The organism is Marinobacter sp. E2, assembly GCF_055755345.1.
In genome coordinates, this window is sequence record NZ_CM146911.1 from 1,438,919 (window position 1) to 1,459,000 (window position 20,082).

Here is a 20,082-nt window from a genome sequence, read left to right on the forward strand (position 1 = left end):
TTCTCCTTGAAACGTGATCGGGGTCAGATGCGCTCGATAATGGTGGCAATGCCCATGCCGCCGCCCACACACAGGGTGGCCAGGCCGTAGCGCAGCTCACGGCGCTCGAGCTCGTCCAGCAGGGTGCCGAGAATCATCGCGCCAGTGGCACCCAGCGGATGCCCCATGGCGATGGCTCCGCCGTTCACGTTCACTTTGTCATCGGGAACCGAGAGCTCCCGCTGGAAGCGCATCACCACCGAGGCGAATGCCTCGTTCACTTCAAACAGATCGATCTGGTCGACGCTCATGCCGGCTTTATCCAGAGCCTTGCGGGCGGCCGGGGCTGGGCCGGTGAGCATGATGGTGGGGTCGGTACTGGTGACCGCAGTCGCGACAATCCGGGCGCGGGGTGTCAGCCCCAGGGCCTTGCCCTTGGCTTCGCTCCCGATCAGCAGGGCGGTGGCGCCGTCAACAATGCCGGACGAATTGCCGGCGTGGTGCACATGGTTGATTTTCTCTACATAGTGGTACTTCTCGCGTGCTACTCCGTCGAAGCCCATCTCTCCCATCATCTGGAACGAGGGCTTCAGGCCGGCAAGCGATTCCACGGTGGTGTTACCGCGCACGTGTTCGTCACGATCGAGGATCACCACGCCATTCGGGTCACAAACCGGAATGATGGATTTACCGAAGTAGCCCTTTTCCCACGCATTGGCCGCTTTTTGCTGGGATTTTACGGCAAAGCCGTCGACATCCTCCCGGCTGAAGCCCTCCAGGGTTGCGATCAGGTCGGCGCCGATGCCCTGGGGCATAAAGCCGGTGTGCAGGTTGGTTTCCGGATCGGTCGCCCAGGCGCCGCCATCGGAGCCCATGGGAACCCGGGACATGGCCTCGACGCCACCGGCAACCACCAGATCTTCCCAGCCGGAACGCACCTTCATGGCTGCAAGGTTCACCGCTTCAAGGCCAGACGCACAGAACCGGTTGAGGGTAACGCCGGCCACCCGTTCGTCCCAGTCGGCTGCCAGGGCAGCGGTCTTGGCAATGTCGGCACCCTGGTCACCCACGGCGGTGACGCAGCCCATAACAATGTCGTCTACCTGCGCCGTATCCAGGTTGTTTCGCTCCTGCAGGGCGTTAAGTACGGTAGTGAGCAGGGTGATTGGCTTGACGCTGTGCAGGGAGCCGTCTTTCTTTCCGCGCCCCCTGGGCGTGCGGACCGCATCGAAGATGTACGCTTCGGTGGTCATGGTCTGTCCTCTGGTTGTCGTTGTCCTGAAGTGGATAACCTGTGTGATGCAACCATAGCCGGTTGCGGCGGCGCGGGGTAATGACGCCGGCTGCCAATCGCATTGACAAAATTGCTCAGGATCCATGACAAGCCGCGCCGCGGCTTCTATGGTGATAGCAAGAGCGGTATGGATTCTGGGGGGGCGATAGCCATGTCTCTGCGCGATGCGATCGACAATTTCTACGAACGCCTGGTGGTGGATGCGATAGACGCAACCCGGGAGGAGGCTGACACGGCGGACTTCCTGACGGACGTGATGTGTGTGGCCTTGAATCGGCTGCCAACACGTTACTATCGCCATTCCATCGATATGATGTTCTATCTGGCGGACGATGAACTGAAGGAGATGAAGCGCAAATCCCTGGCCGCTGTGAAAGAGGCCAGGGCATTTGTCAGGGAACACCAGCGGGACTGACTGGCCTTTCTAGATCAGGCCGGTTTCAGGCTGGCAAGCGCTGAGCTGAGACGCTCCGCCAGGTCGGAGTCGGCGCTGCCCGATTGTCCCAGACACCAGGACGCGACCAGCGACTCGACCTCTTGCAGCGGATCGGCCTCATTGCCCGAGGTACCCATACCGTCCGCGAGACGCTTAACCTGGATTTCCATTCGGCGTTGCTGGTCGCTCTCGGGCGATGGGACGCCGCAGAGGATTTCTGCCCGGATGACCAGTTCGGCCTGGCTTTCCACGCCAATCCCCCGTGCCAGTGACGGCCAGTGGTCCGGGATCTGCTCATTAACCGGCTCGCCGTTGGCGGCGGCTGTGATCAGCGCCTGCCAGGACGCCACCTGATTCTGCAGGCGAAGGGTAGACAGCATTGCCTTGACTCGCTGCTGCTCCTGCTGGACCTCCTCCCGAACAGTCCGTGAAACCGCCGATGTGTCGATAGCGCGCAGTGTCGACAGGGCTTTGCTTGCAGATGCCTCGTCGTTGGCCACAGCCAGCCCGGCTGCCTCTTGCAGACGGGCTTGTGCCGCTTCGTCGGCGGCCCGGGCTGCTTCCTGCTGCTCACTGCGCTCGGCATCCCGACGGGCGAAGATCTGGTCGCAGGCTTTGCGGAACGCCTGCCACAACTTGCGGTCTTCCCGGTGTCGGGTAATGCCGATGGATTTCCACTCGGACTGCAGGGACTTGGCCTGGTTCATGGCGTCCTGCAGTGGTTCGTGCTGCACCAGTGCCTCGGCCCGCTGCACGATGTCCTGCTTCAACTGCTCGTTGTTCAGACGCTCCTGATCCAGTGGCGCCTCCAGGCGTTTGAGAAGCTCATCGAAGCGCTTCTGCACCTGCCGGTTGTCTCGGAACTCCACGGGCCAGGCTTCTTTCCATTCCTGCCTGGCGGTCTGGTGAATGCGCTCGGCCGCTTTCCAGTCCACGGACGACCAGTCGGCGTTGTCGAGGAAGGCTTCCAGTTGGTCGCAAATGGCGGTGCGCTTCTCCAGATTCGCCTGCTTTAGCCCGGATTTTGCGGAGAAGTAGGCCTTGCAGGGTTCGAAGGCACGATCCGATGCTGCCTTGAAGCGTGACCAGAGCGTGCGGTCGGAAGAACCGCCGAGTTCCCGCCACTCATTTTGCAGTTCCTTGATCCGTTCGGCTTTTGCCTCCGGGTCCATGGGCTGCTCGGCCAGATATTCCATCTGCTCACAGAGGGCGATTTGCTTGGGTTCGGTGGCAAAGCCCTGCCAGTCGCTGAGTTCCCTCAGTTGGCCATTAAGCAATTGCATGCGGGGCTGGAACGGTTTGCTTCGGCGCCCATCCAGCTCACGAAGTTGTTGCTGGGCAGCCTTGAACAGCTGTTTGGATTCCTTGAGCTGTTTCGCCTCAAGGGCGGCTTCCAGCTGCGCAATGGTGCGTTCCAGTCGTTCCACCAGGGCTTTCTGGCGCTCCGGGTTGTCGGAGGTGGTGCTCGCTGATGCGCGTTTGCCGGACAGTTGCCGCAGAGACGCCACAGGCGCGGGCTCCGGATAGCCGTCCGGCCAGTTGATTTCTTTCAACAGAGTGCTGGCTCTGGCGCGCTGTTCGTCAGAGGCGCTTTCTCCGTTTGCCTGTGTGGCAGTAATGTGGCTGATTTCCTCCCGTGCCTGGGTGGCCCGTCTCACGGCGTTCACATAGTTGCGAAGCGTCAGCATGGAAGTCTCGTAGCGCTTCTGCTCCTGTTTATCCACAGAGGTGTCGCGGGTGGCCTCCAGCCAGCGGTTCTCCTGGGTTTTCTGCAGCGCATCAAGGGATGCCAGGGAGGGCAGGGTGTCAGGCGTATGGCGTTTCAGCTCGTCAAGCGTGTCAGCCAGCAAGGTCAGGGTTTCTGCTCGCTGTGTTGCCTGGTCGCGCTGGCGCTGTTCGTCCTCCGCTGCCGACTGCATGGTAGCCAACCGCTCCCGGCAACGGTGGATCGCCTCCAGGAACGCCTGGGTCTGCTCGGGCGTGGCGTGCTTTTCCACCTCGGACCACTGGTTAACCAGGGCATCCAGTCGCGCCTTGTAGAGCTTGGTGTCTTCGCTTCTGGCCTGCTCGCTGGCATGACTGATCAGGGTGGCGATGCTCTGGTGGATGTTGTCGAGCCGGGCCTGTTCTTCCCGGTGCGCCTGCAGGGCCAGTTTGACGGTCTGGTACACGCCTTTGTCTTTGCCTTTTGCCCGCTTCTGCACGTCCTGCAGCGTATCTGGGTCGGACAGTCGGGCAGCCGCACTCTGGCGTATGTCGGCCGTGGCACCGTTTATGGCAAGTTCTGCGAGGTCTGCCTGTGAGGGTGAGCCATCCAGGATCCGAAGCTGTTCCTCGCGCTGGTCTGACCGCGACGGTTCCTGCTCGTCCGCTACGGGCGCCGGTGCACGTTTTCCAGTGCTGGTGGTTTCCGGTGTTTTTCTGGATCTGAACAGTTTCTGGATGAACGCGGCCATTAGAGTATCCTTCGGTATTGCAACCAGTTCACGGTGTCGGGCATGGTTTCGCCGCCACCGGCCATCGGCCCCGGAGAAGGGCCGGACAGTTCTGATCTGCCAGGGGCTGGTCAGTCAGTGAAAATCGCGGGTAGTCTAGCGTTTTGTGAGCATCAGCGGAAAGGGTCTGTATGGCAAAACCGGAAAATCAGGACGAGCAGGAATACCGGGCCCGGTCGGCAGCGCTGAGGCTGCTGGCCCGGCGCGAGCATAGCCGGCTGGAACTGACCCTGAAATTGCGCCAGCGAAAGCTGCCAGGGGAGATTATTGAGGCGGTTCTGGATGAGTACGAGCAGGAGGGCTGGCTTGATGATGACCGGTTTGCGGATGTCTACGCCCGGCAGCGGATGGATTTGGGGTATGGTCCGCTCCTGATTCTCGGTGAACTCCAGCAGCGGGGTGTGCATCAAAGCCCGGAATGCCTTGAGGCCATGACCGACGAGGATTGGTGCCAACAGGCCATCAGCGTTCGCGAGAAGCGTTTCGGTCTGGCCAATCTCGCCGACGACTGGGACGAAAAAGTACGACAGGCGAGATTTCTGAGCCGTCGCGGCTACTCAGCCACCCAGGTAGAGAGGGCTCTGGAGGCTCGGGAGGACTGACGGGTTGGCACGGGCTACAGCGTTGGCGGAATCATGCCGAGTTCACGGGGCAGGGCGGCGCGAAGTTCGCCCTCGGCAGCGCCAGTGTCCGGTTTGGCTTTTTCTGAGCCCTCAATCCGCACAAAACGCTCTGTTTGATCGGGTTCCGGCTCCAGGGGCGCGTTCAGCCTGGAGAGTACGTCGTAGTAACGCCGGATGTTCTGAACGTAGATGACCGGTTCGTGGCCTCGTGCATAGCCAAAGCGGGTTTTGCTGTACCACTCTTTCTGCGCCAGCAGGGGCAGAAATTCCTTCACGTCCATCCAGCGGTCCGGGTCCCGGCCCGCTTCCTCTGTTAGCCTCCTGGCGTCCTCCAGGTGGCCGAAACCAACGTTGTAGGAGGCCAGTGCGAACCAGGTGCGGTCCGGTTCTGGAATCCGCTCCGGAATTTTTTCGTGCACGATTCGAAAGTACTTGGCGCCGCCCTGAATGCTCTCCTCTGCATCCAGCCGGTTGTTGATGCCAATGTGGCTGGCGGTGTTTCGGGTCAGCATCATCAGGCCCCGTACACCCGTGGGTGAAACCGCATTGGGGCGCCAGTGGGATTCCTGGTAGCCAATGGCCGCGAGCAACCGCCAGTCCATATCGAAAGCTTCCGCATAGTCCCGGAACAGGTCCTCGTATTTCGGCAGCCGGTTTTCGACGTGGTGCATGAAGGTGCGTGCGCCAACGTAGTTCAGTCGATCCAGGTGACCGTAGAAGCGTTCGGATATCTGTGCAAGGGTGCCATCGTTGCTTTTTTGTTCGAAGAACGCTTTGACGGCATTGCTCAGGGAGTTGTCCTGGGTCGCCGGGAAGAACCACGCCAGGTCGGTGGTGTCACCCACCGCAAACGCTTCTTTCACCATCGGGAAGAACACGTGGTTCAGATCGAGCTCGTTGGACGAGACCATGGCATAGGGGAATTCGCCACTTTCGACCCGCGCCAGGACCCCCGCCGCGTCGAGTCCCGAATGAACCTGCCACTGGAGACCTTCGTGGGCCTGCCTCGCCGTATTGAGCCGGAACTCGTGATTGCTGTCGGCGGCAACGTGGATGGTTTTCCCGGCCAGCTCCGCCAGGGATTCCGGGCGGTCAAGCTCACGGTGGTACACCAGCATGGATTGAGCGGCAATGCCAATGGAAACGGTCTTGTAGCGGCCCTCCAGGGCGGGCTGTGGTGACAGGCCGGCCATACCGATGTGAGCGAAGTTCTTGTCGAGGACCGAGAGGATTTCGGTGTTGTCGCTGGCCACTCGTACCCGCAGCTCCACGCCCAGCTCGTCGGCGAGCAGTTTGGCGAGTTCGTAGTCGTAACCGCTGGGGCCGTCCTGGCCTTCTATGTAGATGGAGGGAGACTGCCGTGTGATGACGTGGAGAACGCCTTCGTCCCGAATCTCCTGCAGCGTGGAGGGTTGGGAGCACCCGGCCACGACCAGCACGGCACACAGCGAAATCAGCGCCTTGTGTGGAGCGTATTTGATGGCAGTGAGCATTCTGGACAAATCCCTGATCTCCGGTACGGCTGGAACGCCTCGCTAAGAGCCCCCTGGCGGGGCACTTTTTGCGGGCACTTTGCAGGCGCGAATCGTGCGCCGGTTACGGGGTAGATAACCCGCTTGCCTGACTATCGGATACGCAAAACTCCCTTTTGCGTTTCACAATGATCCTTCCTGGCGCATGGTCGGTCAATAAATCTGCTCAATTAATATGCAAAATAATGTCAATTCGACGGCGTGTGAATAATCCTTTCCGCGCTGTATCCCGGCCTGCCTTTCGAGTATCATGGCGGCCTTTCAGAATGCACCCGGATTTCCCCGTTACGCGCGATACAGGTTGATATCATGCTTGAACTTCGCGGCGCTCCCGCGCTCTCGCCTTTCCGCTCCCGCAAGCTGCACTCCCGGATTCAGGATATCGTGCCTGAAGTCGAACACATCTACGCCGAGTTCATGCACTTCGTCGATCTGGAGGCTGATCTCTCGGATGCGGAACAGGCTATTCTCGATCGTCTGCTGACCTATGGGCCGAGTGTACCGGTTGAAGAGCCGGATGGCGTACTGTTTCTTGTGGTCCCGCGGCCGGGCACCCTCTCGCCCTGGTCGAGCAAGGCGACGGATATCGCCCGTAACTGCGGGCTTCGGCAGATTCACCGTATTGAACGCGGCACGGCTTTCTATGTGCGTTCAGGCTGCAAACTGGGCCTGGAACAGCGCGAAAAGATAGCGGCGTTGTTACACGATCGGATGACCCAGAAAGTGTTTCACGAGATGGGTGGGGCAGAGCTTCTGTTCAGCCATGAGGAGCCACGCCCGCTGGGTCGCGTACCGGTGCTGGCTGGCGGTCGCACCGCCCTGGTGGAAGCCAATGCGCGGCTGGGCCTGGCGCTGGCGGAAGACGAAATCGATTATCTGGTCAAATCCTTCACTGACCTCGAGCGCGACCCCACCGACGTAGAGCTCATGATGTTTGCCCAGGCAAACTCAGAGCACTGTCGGCACAAGATTTTCAACGCCTCCTGGGACATCGATGGTGAGGGCCAGGAAAAATCCCTGTTCGCCATGATCCGCAACACGTTTGAGATGAACAGCGAGGGCGTGCTGTCAGCTTACAAGGACAACGCTTCGGTGATCCGTGGGAGCCGTGGCGGGCGGTTCTTCCCGGATCCGGACACCGGCGTCTACGGTTACAATCAGGAAGATATTCACATCCTGATGAAGGTGGAAACCCACAACCACCCCACCGCGATCGCACCGGCATCCGGTGCCGCCACCGGTTCCGGGGGCGAGATCCGGGACGAGGGCGCAACCGGTCGTGGGTCCAAACCCAAGGCGGGCCTGACCGGATTCACTGTTTCCAACCTGAATCTGCCGGACGATGCCCAGCCCTGGGAGATCAACTACGGCAAGCCGGAGCGGATTGCCTCCGCGCTCGATATCATGATCGAGGGTCCCATAGGCGGTGCCGCGTTCAACAACGAATTTGGCCGGCCAAACCTGGCGGGTTACTTCCGCACCTTTGAAGAAAAGGTGCCCGGCGCTGCCGGTGAGGAAGTGCGGGGCTACCACAAGCCGATCCTGATCGCCGGCGGTCTTGGCAATATCCGCGAAGAACACGTGGAGAAGGGCAACATCCCGGTGGGCGCCAAGCTCATCGTGCTGGGTGGCCCCTCCATGCTCATCGGGCTGGGCGGCGGCGCTGCATCGTCCATGGATTCGGGTTCCAGTCATGAAAACCTGGACTTCGCTTCCGTGCAGCGCGACAACCCCGAGATGGAACGCCGCTGCCAGGAAGTGATTGATCGCTGCTGGCAGATGGGCGACAGCAACCCGATCGCCTTTATTCACGACGTTGGCGCCGGTGGTCTGTCCAATGCCATGCCGGAGCTTGTCAAGGACGGCGGCCGGGGCGGTAAATTCGAGCTCCGTGATATTCCCAGTGACGAGCCGGGCATGTCGCCTCTGGAAATCTGGTGCAACGAGTCCCAGGAACGTTACGTACTTGCGGTTGCGGCCGAAAACCTTGATCTGTTTGACGCACTGTGTCGTCGCGAGCGCTGCCCCTATGCAGTGATTGGCGAGGCAACCGAGGCCCATCACCTGGAGCTCGGCGATTCCTATTTTGACGACAAGCCGGTCGATCTTCCGATGGAGGTGCTGTTCGGCAAGCCGCCGCGGATGCATCGGAGCATCAGGCGTGCCTCTTTCACCAAGCCGATCTTCGACTCCACGAAGATTGATCTCCACGATGCCATTCGGCGGGTCTTGCGCCTGCCATCGGTTGGCTCCAAGAGCTTTCTGATTACCATTGGCGACCGCACCATCACAGGCCTGGTGGCACGCGACCAGATGGTCGGGCCCTGGCAGGTGCCGGTGGCGGATGTGGCGGTTACCGCCAGCTCGTTTGACGTTCGCACCGGTGAGGCCATGGCCATGGGCGAGCGCACACCGGTTGCGACCATCGATGCACCCGCTTCTGGTCGTATGGCGGTGGGCGAGGTCATCACCAACTTGGCGGCGGCGCCCATTGGCAAACTTTCCGATATTCGTTTGTCGGCGAACTGGATGGCTGCTGCCGGTCACCCGGGAGAAGATGAAAACCTCTATGAGACCGTGCGGGCAGTCGGTATGGAGCTGTGTCCGGCCCTGGGTATCACCATTCCGGTGGGCAAGGACTCCATGTCCATGAAGACCGTCTGGGAAGAAGACAACGGCGAGCAGAAAAGTGTGACGGCGCCTTTGTCACTGATCGTCAGCGGTTTTGCACCGGTAACCGACGTGGCTCGAACCCTTACCCCGCAGCTGGCAACGGATGCCGGGGAAACGGATCTGATTCTCGTAGACCTGGCGGCGGGCCAGAATCGTCTTGGTGGTTCTGCGCTGGCGCAGGTGTACCGCCAGGTTGGCGCGGTGGCGCCCGATCTTGACGACCCGGAAGACATCAAAGCGTTTTTCGCCGTCATCCAGGGACTCAACGCCGATGGCAAGCTCCTGGCATACCATGACCGCTCGGATGGCGGTCTGTTCGTGACCCTTGCCGAGATGTGCTTTGCCGGGCGTTGCGGTGCAGATATCAAACTGGATGGCCTGGCGGAAGACCAGAGCCAGTTCGCGCGGGAGCTGTTCAACGAGGAACTCGGGGCAGTCATTCAGGTGCGTCGGGAAGACACAGGCTTTGTTCTGCAGCAGTTCTCCGCGGCCGGTCTCGGTGATCACATCAGCGTGATCGGCAGTCCGAACGAGTCGGATCGCCTGCGGCTGAGTTTTGAAGGCGCTGCGGTGGTCGATGAGGCGAGAGTCGAGCTTCAGCGTCTCTGGGCCGAAACCAGCTACCGGGTCCAGTCGCTCCGGGACAATGCCGACTGCGCCCGGGAAGAATTCGACAACCTGCTGGACACCAGCGACCCCGGTTTGCAGGCGCAATTGTCCTACGACATTAATGAGGACGTTGCTGCTCCCTACATCAACAAGGGCGCCCGCCCGAAAGTGGCGGTTCTCAGGGAGCAGGGGGTCAATGGCCAGGTCGAGATGGCTGCGGCCTTTGATCGTGCCGGTTTTGACTCGGTGGATGTTCACATGAGCGACCTGCTGTCCGGCCGTGTCACCCTCGATCACTTCAACAGCCTTGTCGCCTGTGGCGGCTTCTCCTTCGGTGATGTGCTGGGTGCCGGTGAGGGCTGGGCAAAATCTATCCTGTTCAGCGACCGTGTTCGGGACCAGTTTGCCGCCTTCTTCAACCGTCAGGACACATTGGCGCTAGGGGTATGCAACGGGTGCCAGATGCTTTCCAACCTTCACGAACTGATCCCCGGGAGCGAGGGCTGGCCTCGCTTTGTTCGCAACCAGTCAGAGCAGTTTGAGGCGCGGCTGGTTATGGTGGAAGTTCTGCCGTCACCGTCGGCGTTCATGGATGGTATGGCCGGCTCTCGCATGCCGATTGCGGTTGCGCACGGTGAGGGGCGGGTGGAGTTTGCCAGCGGTACGTCCGCATCCAGTCTGGCCGAGAATGAGTTGGTGGCCCTGCGCTATGTCGACAACCGCGGTGCGGCTACCGTTCGCTATCCCTATAACCCGAACGGTTCCGAGGGCGGTATCACCGGTGTTACCACTCGCGATGGCCGGGTTACCATCATGATGCCGCATCCAGAACGGGTATTCAGAGCCGTGCAACATTCCTGGCGGCCCTCGGACTGGCAAGAGGACGGTCCCTGGATGCGTATGTTCAGAAATGCGAGGCGCTGGTTCGGCTGATTTCCGGTGACTTGACTGGGCCGGTTTCGGGAGAACGTCTTTCAGGCGTGAATTCCGGAACCGGCCTTTTTGTTTCTGTGCCCATTTTTTGTGCGACTGCCGGGGTGAAAATTCTCGAAAAGTGGCAAAAAAATCCTTGACTCACTAAGTTTATGCACATTCCTGGTGCCTTTCTGTTTGTTCTGTGAGCAAAGCTCTGGGTTTCGGTTCAACTTTTGTTCAATGCTTATAAGATGCTGAAAAATAAGACAATTGTGAGAAAGGTGATTTTGTCGCCAATTTGAGAGAAGTGCAGTGATTACGGGGTTTGGGGCGCTGTTCCCAAAAACTTTCCCCAGAGTTATCCACAGTTTCTGTGGGTAAGTGGCTAAGCCATTAATCTGTACAAAAAATATCCGCTATGAGGGAGGTTTTCGATGTATAAGATGTGCTATTTCGTCCCCTCCAGCCACCTCGATGAAACCAAGCAGGCCCTCTTTGAGGCAGGTGCAGGTCGCATTGGGGATTACGATAGCTGTGCCTGGCAATGCCTTGGGGAAGGCCAGTTTCGACCTCTGGCAGGAAGCGACCCGTTTCTTGGCAGAACCGGAGAGCTGGAACGCGTGGAAGAATACAAGGTAGAGCTGGTGTGTGAGGATCGGCTGATACACGACGCCCTGGCAGCGCTGAAGCGGTCGCACCCGTACGAAGAGCCTGCCTATGAGATCTACCGGATGGAAGACATCCAGGGGTAGAGGCCCGTCTGGTCAGTCCCGGCCCATGGGGCGGCGAATATCGCTTACGTGCACGCCGAAGGATTCTTGCGCGAGGTCGGCCAGGAACAGCTCAAGCGTGCGTTTGACCGTCGGGAAGGAAATCTCGTTCCAGGGAATGTCATCCACGTCGAACAGTCTGGACTCAAGGGATTCCTCGCCGGCGCCAAACTGGCCATCCTTCAGGGTGGCGCGATAGAACATGTGCACCTGATTGATATGGGGGACATCGATGATCGAATACAGGCCCTCGATATTAACTTCGGCCAGGGCTTCTTCCCGGGTTTCTCGCTCTGCGGCTTCGATCGTGGTTTCCGCGTTTTCCATGAATCCGGCCGGCAAAGTCCAGTAGCCGTAGCGGGGCTCAATGGCTCGTCGACATAGCAGGATCCGGCCTTCCCAGACGGGTACGGTTCCGGCGACAATCCTCGGGTTCTGGTAGTGTATGGTATTGCAGCTTGTACAAACATAGCGGTGCCGGTTATCGCCTTCAGGGATGCGTTGCTCAACCGGTTGGCCGCATGTGCTGCAATACTTCATGTTTTTCCCCGTATACTGAAATTGGTTTGGTAGTCAGTTTAACGATCCCGGCTGCCTCTGTCTCATCCAAGATACGGCTGTACCCTGGAGATACGATTTGCGTGATTTACTCGCCGAGAGGCTCGCTGGCTATGCACCCCGCCAGTTGGCTCTCGATTACCCTGAAGCCGGCATTCTGGTACCGGTGACTGACAATCCGGGTAACCCGGAAATGGTGTTTACGCTGAGATCGGAAAATCTGAGCACCCATCGTGGTCAGGTGGCCTACCCGGGAGGCAAGCGCGACCCCGAGGACCCATCCCTGGCGGCTACCGCGCTCAGGGAAACCCACGAAGAAATTGGTCTGCCGCCAGACCAGGTCCAGATCATCGCACCCCTGAGTCAGGTGATGTCCCGCTACGGAATACTGGTGACCCCGTACGTTGGCGTGATCCCTGGCGATCATCCGCTGGAACCCAATCCGCACGAAATTGACAGCGTCTTCAAAGTACCGCTGTCATTCTTTCTGGAAGACCGTCGGGAACGGACCGATGCCCTGAATTTTCTCAACCACACATTCTATGTGCCCTGTTACCGGTGGGAGCGATATGAGATCTGGGGGCTTTCGGCGGTGGTTCTGGTCGATTTCATGAACGCTGTGTACGATGCCGGGATAGATTTGCTCGAACCACCTGGAGGAGATTGATGTGTTTTACCAGTTGAACGATCGAACGCCGGAGCTTGAGGGCGATGGGCATTTTGTTGCCGAAAATGCCTCGGTGATCGGGCGGGTGCGCCTGATGGACAAAGCCAGTGTCTGGTTCAATGCGGTTATCCGGGGTGACAATGAGCTCATTCTGGTGGGCCCGGAATCCAACATCCAGGACGGATCCGTTCTCCACACCGACCCGGGTATGCCGCTCACTCTGGGGCGTGGTGTCACGGTCGGGCACAAGGTCATGCTGCACGGCTGCGAGATTGGCGATTACTCCCTGATCGGTATCAACGCGGTGGTTCTCAATGGCGCGAAAATTGGCAAGCACTGTCTGATCGGCGCCAATGCGCTCATCCCGGAAGGCATGGAAGTGCCGGACGGTTCACTGGTGGTTGGCTCTCCGGCGAAAATCAAGCGTGAGCTCAATGACAATCAGAAGAAAATGCTGGAAATGAGCGCTCAGCATTATGTGCAGAATGCCCAGCGATATCGGAACGAACTGAAACCCTGTGAGCCCCGTACATGAGCGTTGCCGATAAAGTTCGCTCACCCTGTGTGAGCATCTGTTGTCTGGATGAAAACGATATCTGCATTGGATGCCATCGAAGTGGTGATGAAATCACTCGATGGAGCCAGTTGAATAATGACGAAAGGCTGGACGTGCTCAAAAAGGTTGCCGAGCGCGAACAGAAGTCCCTGATTCAGAGTTGATTCGAAAGGCGCTGGTACACCATGACAGAAACGGTTCGAATTGGAACCCCTTTGAAGGGGAATGCGTTCAAGGTGCTTTTTTGCGGTTCCGGAGAGCTTGGCAAGGAAGTGGTGATTGAGCTTCAGCGGTACGGCGTTGAGGTCATTGCTGTTGACCGCTATGCGGATGCTCCGGCCATGCAGGTTGCGCACAGGAGTCATGTCATCGACATGCTCGACGGAGCAAGCTTGCGCCGAATCATTGAGCAGGAGAATCCGGATCTGGTTGTTCCGGAGATCGAAGCCATTGCAACGCCGGAGCTGGTCAAGCTGGAAGAAGAGGGGTTTCGCGTGGTGCCAACGGCCCGGGCGGTGAATCTCACCATGAATCGGGAGGGCATACGACGGCTGGCCGCGGAAGAGCTCGGGTTGCCTACATCTCCATACCGTTTTGCTGGAAGCCGGGAAGAATACCTTGCTGCCGTAGAAGAGGTGGGGCTGCCCCTGGTGGTCAAGCCGGTGATGAGCTCATCCGGAAAGGGCCAGTCAACGGTTCGGACCGAGGCAGATATCGAACCGGCCTGGGAATACGCGCAATCTGGCGGCCGAGCAGGCAAGGGTCGGGTTATCGTCGAAGGCTTTGTTGATTTCGACTACGAGATTACTCTCCTTACCGTGAAGCATCGCGACGGTGTGTCTTTCTGTGAGCCCATAGGACACAGGCAGGAAGACGGCGATTACCGGGAATCCTGGCAGCCCCAGCCGATGGCGCCACTGGCGTACCAACGCTCTGCCGAGATCGCAAGAGCGGTCGTCGAGAATCTTGGGGGCTATGGAATCTACGGTGTCGAGCTGTTCGTCAAGGAAGACAACGTATGGTTTTCAGAGGTGTCGCCAAGGCCTCACGACACCGGGCTGGTCACGCTGGTTTCCCAGGATCTGTCGGAGTTTGCGTTGCACGCACGGGCCATCCTCGGGCTCCCGATTCCGACCATCCGACAGAACGGTCCGTCTGCTTCTGCCGTGATCCTGCCTGAAGGCGATTCGGCAGAAGTCGCATACTCGGGCCTTGAGGTCGCGCTTGCGCAACCCGACACCCAGTTGCGTCTTTTTGGTAAGCCTGAGCTGAAAGGTCGTCGCAGGATGGGGGTGGCGCTCGCAAAGGGGGCGTCCCTGGATGAAGCGAGATCGATGGCGCGAAAAGTTGCAGACGCGGTGAAAGTGGACATCTAGAGGGCAGGAACGGGGCCGGAAGAAAAAAGTTGAATTGCCCCGTTGACTCCTTCGTGGAGGTCTGTAGAATGCGCATCTCCTTCGGGTGATGAGGCCAGAAAACAGGCCCTTCACCAGCGAGGCAACCGCTTGAAAGTATTGAAGAAACTGAGCAATCAAATTCTTCAAATAAACGGTTGACAAGGCGGCGCAACGATGTAGAATACGCGGCCTTGATTGAGCAGAGGCTCAACGCTCTTTAAAAAGTTAACCAAGTAATTCGTGTGGGCGCTGGCTGAGGTATTTCGGATATGAAATATCAGGACAGTGACTCGTCGAAATTGAGTTTTGTCTTGAGCATGATTTTGGGATCTTCGGATCTCAGTATGATTTAAACTGAAGAGTTTGATCATGGCTCAGATTGAACGCTGGCGGCAGGCTTAACACATGCAAGTCGAGCGGTAACAGGGGGTGCTTGCACCCCGCTGACGAGCGGCGGACGGGTGAGTAATGCATAGGAATCTGCCCAGTAGTGGGGGATAGCCCGGGGAAACCCGGATTAATACCGCATACGCCCTTTGGGGGAAAGCAGGGGATCTTCGGACCTTGCGCTATTGGATGAGCCTATGTCGGATTAGCTAGTTGGTGGGGTAAAGGCCTACCAAGGCGACGATCCGTAGCTGGTCTGAGAGGATGATCAGCCACATCGGGACTGAGACACGGCCCGAACTCCTACGGGAGGCAGCAGTGGGGAATATTGGACAATGGGGGCAACCCTGATCCAGCCATGCCGCGTGTGTGAAGAAGGCTTTCGGGTTGTAAAGCACTTTCAGTGAGGAGGAAAACCTTCTGGTTAATACCCATGAGGCTTGACGTTACTCACAGAAGAAGCACCGGCTAACTCCGTGCCAGCAGCCGCGGTAATACGGAGGGTGCAAGCGTTAATCGGAATTACTGGGCGTAAAGCGCGCGTAGGTGGTTTGATAAGCGAGATGTGAAAGCCCCGGGCTTAACCTGGGAACGGCATTTCGAACTGTCAGGCTAGAGTGTGGTAGAGGGTAGTGGAATTTCCTGTGTAGCGGTGAAATGCGTAGATATAGGAAGGAACACCAGTGGCGAAGGCGGCTACCTGGACCAACACTGACACTGAGGTGCGAAAGCGTGGGGAGCAAACAGGATTAGATACCCTGGTAGTCCACGCCGTAAACGATGTCAACTAGCCGTTGGGACTCTTGAAGTCTTAGTGGCGCAGCTAACGCACTAAGTTGACCGCCTGGGGAGTACGGCCGCAAGGTTAAAACTCAAATGAATTGACGGGGGCCCGCACAAGCGGTGGAGCATGTGGTTTAATTCGACGCAACGCGAAGAACCTTACCTGGCCTTGACATGTTGGGAACTTTCCAGAGATGGATTGGTGCCTTCGGGAACCCAAACACAGGTGCTGCATGGCCGTCGTCAGCTCGTGTCGTGAGATGTTGGGTTAAGTCCCGTAACGAGCGCAACCCCTATCCCTAGTTGCTAGCAGTTCGGCTGAGAACTCTAGGGAGACTGCCGGTGACAAACCGGAGGAAGGTGGGGATGACGTCAGGTCATCATGGCCCTTACGGCCAGGGCTACACACGTGCTACAATGGCGCGCACAGAGGGCTGCAAACCCGCGAGGGGGAGCCAATCTCACAAAACGCGTCGTAGTCCGGATCGCAGTCTGCAACTCGACTGCGTGAAGTCGGAATCGCTAGTAATCGTGAATCAGAATGTCACGGTGAATACGTTCCCGGGCCTTGTACACACCGCCCGTCACACCATGGGAGTGGATTGCACCAGAAGTGGTTAGTCTAACCTTCGGGAGGACGATCACCACGGTGTGGTTCATGACTGGGGTGAAGTCGTAACAAGGTAGCCGTAGGGGAACCTGCGGCTGGATCACCTCCTTAAACGAAGCCGAATGCTTCGGTCAGAGTCCACACGAATTACTTGGTTGGCTAATAAAGAGAGCAAAGGGTCGTTGCAGGCCCGTGTTTTTGGGTCTGTAGCTCAGGTGGTTAGAGCGCACCCCTGATAAGGGTGAGGTCGGTGGTTCAAGTCCACCCAGACCCACCAGGATTTCACTGCTCGTCGTTGTCAAAGCACTTGCATAGCAGGCTATGCGGCGCACTTTGACGCCTAGATCAGTAAAACCCTGGTCTTCCGACGATAGCAGAGCGCAGGACAGGTTTCGTTAACCTAGGCGCAGCTTGAGTGAGTAAGGGAGTGACCCTCGATGGGTCATGACCGAAGCGAACGAATGCTGCAACGACGGGTAACGGAAGCTGGACAAGTTCTGGGGCTGTAGCTCAGTTGGGAGAGCGCCTGCCTTGCACGCAGGAGGTCAGCGGTTCGATCCCGCTCAGCTCCACCAAACGCCTGAACGATCGATGCTTTAAACTGACTAACTGCGGTTAGCAGTGTGCAGAAACAAGTGTTTCAACGTGATGACGTTCGAAGCCCTTCTTTCTGATCACTGGGTCAGATTTGCTCTTTAACAAATTGGACGAGATAGAACGAACATTCTTCTCTCATTATCTCCGAGAGAAGATGTTCAAAGTGATAGCGATTTCAAGCGTTATCCGGTGTTGTCGTTGAAGTGGTTGTTGTATGACTTCAGTCGACTGTCTCGAATGTACCTCGGAATCAGGCTTGCCTGGTGATGAGTGTGAGTTCGTGATCAGTTGTCTTGGGGTTATATAGTCAAGCAACTAAGCGCATACGGTGGATGCCTTGGCAGTCAGAGGCGATGAAAGACGTGGAAGCCTGCGATAAGGTTCGGGGAGCTGGCAAACGAGCTGTGATCCGGACATCTCTGAATGGGGAAACCCACCGACTTTCGGGTCGGTATCTTGCACTGAATACATAGGTGTAAGAGGCGAACCGGGGGAACTGAAACATCTAAGTACCCCGAGGAAAAGAAATCAACCGAGATTCCCTCAGTAGCGGCGAGCGAACGGGGACCAGCCCTTAAGCTGAACAACTGGTAGGAGAAGGCTCTGGAAAGTGCCGCCATAGTGGGTGATAGCCCCGTATCCGAAACCTGAGTTCAGTGAAATCGAGTAGGACGGGACACGTGGTATCCTGTCTGAACATGGGGGGACCATCCTCCAAGGCTAAATACTCCTGACTGACCGATAGTGAACCAGTACCGTGAGGGAAAGGCGAAAAGAACCCCTGTGAGGGGAGTGAAATAGACCCTGAAACCGTATGCGTACAAGCAGTCGGAGCAGACTTGTTCTGTGACGGCGTACCTTTTGTATAATGGGTCAGCGACTTATGTTCAGTGGCGAGGTTAACCGTTTAGGGGAGCCGTAGGGAAACCGAGTCTGAATAGGGCGAATTAGTCGCTGGGCATAGACCCGAAACCGGGCGATCTATCCATGAGCAGGTTGAAGGTGCCGTAACAGGCACTGGAGGACCGAACCCACTGTCGTTGAAAAGCCAGGGGATGACTTGTGGATCGGAGTGAAAGGCTAATCAAGCCCGGAGATAGCTGGTTCTCCCCGAAAGCTATTTAGGTAGCGCCTCGGACGAATACCACAGGGGGTAGAGCACTGTTTCGGCTAGGGGGTCATCCCGACTTACCAACCCGATGCAAACTCCGAATACCTGTGAGTACTATCCGGGAGACACACGGCGGGTGCTAACGTCCGTCGTGAAGAGGGAAACAACCCAGACCGCCAGCTAAGGTCCCCAAGTACCAGTTAAGTGGGAAACGATGTGGGAAGGCTCAGACAGCTAGGAGGTTGGCTTAGAAGCAGCCACCCTTTAAAGAAAGCGTAATAGCTCACTAGTCGAGTCGGCCTGCGCGGAAGATGTAACGGGGCTCAAACTGGTCACCGAAGCTGCGGCTGCACACTTACGTGTGCGGGGTAGGGGAGCGTTCTGTAAGCCTGCGAAGGTGTGTTGTAAAGCATGCTGGAGGTATCAGAAGTGCGAATGCTGACATGAGTAACGACAATGCGGGTGAAAAACCCGCACGCCGGAAGACCAAGGGTTCCTGCGCAACGCTAATCGGCGCAGGGTGAGTCGGCCCCTAAGGCGAGACCGAAAGGTGTAGTCGATGGGAAACGGGTTAATATTCCCGTACCTTGGATAGCTGCGATGGAGAGACGGAGAAGGCTAGGTGAGCCGGGCGACGGTTGTCCCGGTTTAAGCATGTAGGGAGTGGACTTAGGCAAATCCGGGTCCACAATCCCGAGACGCGACGACGACTGCCCATTGGGCGGGAAGTCATTGATGCCCTGCTTCCAGGAAAATCTTCTAAGCTTCAGGCTATTCGAGACCGTACCCCAAACCGACACAGGTGGTCAGGTAGAGAATACCAAGGCGCTTGAGAGAACTCGGGTAAAGGAACTAGGCAAAATGGTGCCGTAACTTCGGGAGAAGGCACGCTGGTTGTATGTGACGCCCTTCGCGGGTTGAGCAGAAGCCAGTCGAAGATACCAGGCCCCTGCGACTGTTTATTAAAAACACAGCACTGTGCAAACACGAAAGTGGACGTATACGGTGTGACGCCTGCCCGGTGCCGGAAGGTTAATTGATGGGGTTAGCACTCGTGCGAAGCTCTTGATCGAAGCCCCGGTAAACGGCGGCCGTAACTATAACGGTCCTAAGGTAGCGAAATTCCTTGTCGGGTAAGTTCCGACCTGCACGAATGGCGTAACGATGGGGGCGCTGTCTCTACCCGAGACTCAGTGAAATTGAAATCGCCGTGAAGATGCGGTGTATCCGCGGCTAGACGGAAAGACCCCGTGAACCTTTACTATAGCTTCACAGTGAACTTTGAGCATGTTTGTGTAGGATAGCTGGGAGGCTTTGAAGCGGGAACGCCAGTTCTCGTGGAGCCAACCTTGAAATACCAGCCTGACATGTTTGAGGTTCTAACTTCGTCCCCTGATCGGGGATAAGGACACTGTGTGGTGGGTAGTTTGACTGGGGCGGTCTCCTCCCAAAGCGTAACGGAGGAGCACAAAGGTGGGCTAAGCACGGTCGGACATCGTGCGGTTAGTGTAATGGCACAAGCCCGCTTGACTGCGAGACAGACACGTCGAGCAGGTACGAAAGTAGGTCATAGTGATCCGGTGGTTCTGTATGGAAGGGCCATCGCTCAACGGATAAAAGGTACTCCGGGGATAACAGGCTGATACCGCCCAAGAGTTCACATCGACGGCGGTGTTTGGCACCTCGATGTCGGCTCATCACATCCTGGGGCTGAAGCCGGTCCCAAGGGTATGGCTGTTCGCCATTTAAAGTGGTACGCGAGCTGGGTTTAGAACGTCGTGAGACAGTTCGGTCCCTATCTGCCGTGGACGTTGGAGATTTGAGGAAAGCTGCTCCTAGTACGAGAGGACCGGAGTGGACGAACCTCTGGTGTTCGGGTTGTCACGCCAGTGGCATTGCCCGGTAGCTATGTTCGGACAGGATAACCGCTGAAAGCATCTAAGCGGGAAGCCCCTTCCAAGATGAGATCTCCCCGGGCCCTCGAGGCCCCTGAAGAGCCGTTCAAGACCAGGACGTTGATAGGCCGGGTGTGTAAGCGCTGCGAGGCGTTGAGCTAACCGGTACTAATTGCTCGTGCGGCTTGACTATAT

Annotated in this window: 12 protein-coding genes, 2 tRNA genes and 2 rRNA genes; 12 read left to right on the plus strand and 4 right to left on the minus strand. The window is 57.8% G+C overall.

All coding sequences use genetic code 11. The annotated features are described in order from the left end of the window. Nucleotides 1-23 precede the first annotated feature (23 nt). The gene (locus AC0J1C_RS06500; protein WP_473046109.1) at nucleotides 24-1,232 is read right to left on the minus strand and encodes an acetyl-CoA C-acetyltransferase; all 1,209 of its coding nucleotides are present in this window, start codon (nucleotides 1,230-1,232) and stop codon (nucleotides 24-26) included. A 192-nt stretch (nucleotides 1,233-1,424) separates the two neighbouring features. Between AC0J1C_RS06500 and AC0J1C_RS06505 the strand changes: the two genes are divergently transcribed. Continuing rightward, on the plus strand, nucleotides 1,425-1,688 hold the full coding sequence (locus AC0J1C_RS06505) for a late competence development ComFB family protein (RefSeq protein ID WP_091992162.1): 264 nt from the start codon (nucleotides 1,425-1,427) through the stop codon (nucleotides 1,686-1,688). Nucleotides 1,689-1,702: 14 nt separating this feature from the next. Here the strand turns inward: AC0J1C_RS06505 and AC0J1C_RS06510 are convergent, their stop codons facing one another. Next, nucleotides 1,703-4,165 carry a DUF349 domain-containing protein gene (locus AC0J1C_RS06510; protein WP_473046110.1) on the minus strand — a complete coding sequence of 821 codons (2,463 nt, stop codon included), beginning with the start codon at nucleotides 4,163-4,165 and terminating at the stop codon, nucleotides 1,703-1,705. Between the two features lie 170 nt (nucleotides 4,166-4,335). Between AC0J1C_RS06510 and AC0J1C_RS06515 the strand changes: the two genes are divergently transcribed. Next, complete coding sequence (locus AC0J1C_RS06515; protein WP_473046111.1) at nucleotides 4,336-4,806, plus strand: regulatory protein RecX; 471 nt, start codon at nucleotides 4,336-4,338, stop codon at nucleotides 4,804-4,806. 14 nt (nucleotides 4,807-4,820) lie between these two features. Here the strand turns inward: AC0J1C_RS06515 and mltF are convergent, their stop codons facing one another. Continuing rightward, a complete protein-coding gene (gene mltF, locus AC0J1C_RS06520) occupies nucleotides 4,821-6,320 on the minus strand; it encodes a membrane-bound lytic murein transglycosylase MltF (RefSeq protein ID WP_473046512.1) in 1,500 nt (499 codons plus the stop codon). A gap of 348 nt (nucleotides 6,321-6,668) precedes the next feature. Between mltF and purL the strand changes: the two genes are divergently transcribed. Together purL and AC0J1C_RS06530 are read left to right on the plus strand one after the other, a co-directional pair. Then, a complete protein-coding gene (gene purL / locus AC0J1C_RS06525; protein ID WP_473046113.1) occupies nucleotides 6,669-10,574 on the plus strand; it encodes a phosphoribosylformylglycinamidine synthase in 3,906 nt (1,301 codons plus the stop codon). A 416-nt stretch (nucleotides 10,575-10,990) separates the two neighbouring features. Next, nucleotides 10,991-11,308, plus strand: a complete 318-nt coding sequence (locus AC0J1C_RS06530; RefSeq protein WP_473046115.1) for an NGG1p interacting factor NIF3 — start codon at nucleotides 10,991-10,993, stop codon at nucleotides 11,306-11,308. A 12-nt stretch (nucleotides 11,309-11,320) separates the two neighbouring features. Here AC0J1C_RS06530 and AC0J1C_RS06535 read toward each other — a convergent pair whose 3' ends face one another. After that, nucleotides 11,321-11,866, minus strand: coding sequence for an NUDIX hydrolase (locus AC0J1C_RS06535; RefSeq protein ID WP_473046116.1), 546 nt, complete (start codon nucleotides 11,864-11,866; stop codon nucleotides 11,321-11,323). Nucleotides 11,867-11,963: 97 nt separating this feature from the next. Here AC0J1C_RS06535 and AC0J1C_RS06540 point away from each other — a divergent pair, with 97 nt between their 5' ends. The 8 genes from AC0J1C_RS06540 (at nucleotide 11,964) to AC0J1C_RS06575 (ending at nucleotide 20,080) form a co-directional block, all read left to right on the plus strand. Continuing rightward, nucleotides 11,964-12,551, plus strand: a complete 588-nt coding sequence (locus AC0J1C_RS06540; protein WP_375193086.1) for an NUDIX hydrolase — start codon at nucleotides 11,964-11,966, stop codon at nucleotides 12,549-12,551. A gap of 1 nt (nucleotide 12,552) precedes the next feature. Beyond that, nucleotides 12,553-13,086, plus strand: a complete 534-nt coding sequence (locus AC0J1C_RS06545; protein ID WP_473046118.1) for a gamma carbonic anhydrase family protein — start codon at nucleotides 12,553-12,555, stop codon at nucleotides 13,084-13,086. Continuing rightward, a complete protein-coding gene (locus AC0J1C_RS06550) occupies nucleotides 13,083-13,271 on the plus strand; it encodes a DUF1289 domain-containing protein (RefSeq protein WP_375193084.1) in 189 nt (62 codons plus the stop codon). The genes AC0J1C_RS06545 and AC0J1C_RS06550 overlap by 4 nt, the downstream gene beginning before the upstream one ends. A gap of 21 nt (nucleotides 13,272-13,292) precedes the next feature. Beyond that, nucleotides 13,293-14,483, plus strand: coding sequence for a formate-dependent phosphoribosylglycinamide formyltransferase (gene purT, locus AC0J1C_RS06555; RefSeq protein WP_375193083.1), 1,191 nt, complete (start codon nucleotides 13,293-13,295; stop codon nucleotides 14,481-14,483). Between the two features lie 372 nt (nucleotides 14,484-14,855). After that, a 16S ribosomal RNA gene (locus AC0J1C_RS06560) occupies nucleotides 14,856-16,395 on the plus strand. An 89-nt stretch (nucleotides 16,396-16,484) separates the two neighbouring features. Continuing rightward, nucleotides 16,485-16,561: transfer RNA gene (locus tag AC0J1C_RS06565), tRNA-Ile, on the plus strand. Between the two features lie 222 nt (nucleotides 16,562-16,783). Continuing rightward, nucleotides 16,784-16,859, plus strand: a tRNA-Ala gene (locus AC0J1C_RS06570). A 327-nt stretch (nucleotides 16,860-17,186) separates the two neighbouring features. Beyond that, nucleotides 17,187-20,080, plus strand: a 23S ribosomal RNA gene (locus AC0J1C_RS06575). The 16S and 23S rRNA genes sit together here with 2 tRNA genes alongside, the layout of an rRNA operon. Nucleotides 20,081-20,082: the final 2 nt, after the last annotated feature.

What these genes read in the sequence shown, in the direction of transcription:
- AC0J1C_RS06550 (WP_375193084.1), top strand. Translation starts at nt 13,083, where the DNA reads ATGAGCGTTGCCGATAAAGTTCGCTCACCCTGTGTGAGCATCTGTTGT.
- mltF (WP_473046512.1), bottom strand. Translation starts at nt 6,320, where the DNA reads ATGCTCACTGCCATCAAATACGCTCCACACAAGGCGCTGATTTCGCTG.
- AC0J1C_RS06535 (WP_473046116.1), bottom strand. Translation starts at nt 11,866, where the DNA reads ATGAAGTATTGCAGCACATGCGGCCAACCGGTTGAGCAACGCATCCCT.
- AC0J1C_RS06530 (WP_473046115.1), top strand. Translation starts at nt 10,991, where the DNA reads ATGTATAAGATGTGCTATTTCGTCCCCTCCAGCCACCTCGATGAAACC.
- purT (WP_375193083.1), top strand. Translation starts at nt 13,293, where the DNA reads ATGACAGAAACGGTTCGAATTGGAACCCCTTTGAAGGGGAATGCGTTC.
- AC0J1C_RS06500 (WP_473046109.1), bottom strand. Translation starts at nt 1,232, where the DNA reads ATGACCACCGAAGCGTACATCTTCGATGCGGTCCGCACGCCCAGGGGG.
- AC0J1C_RS06515 (WP_473046111.1), top strand. Translation starts at nt 4,336, where the DNA reads ATGGCAAAACCGGAAAATCAGGACGAGCAGGAATACCGGGCCCGGTCG.
- AC0J1C_RS06510 (WP_473046110.1), bottom strand. Translation starts at nt 4,165, where the DNA reads ATGGCCGCGTTCATCCAGAAACTGTTCAGATCCAGAAAAACACCGGAA.
- AC0J1C_RS06505 (WP_091992162.1), top strand. Translation starts at nt 1,425, where the DNA reads ATGTCTCTGCGCGATGCGATCGACAATTTCTACGAACGCCTGGTGGTG.
- purL (WP_473046113.1), top strand. Translation starts at nt 6,669, where the DNA reads ATGCTTGAACTTCGCGGCGCTCCCGCGCTCTCGCCTTTCCGCTCCCGC.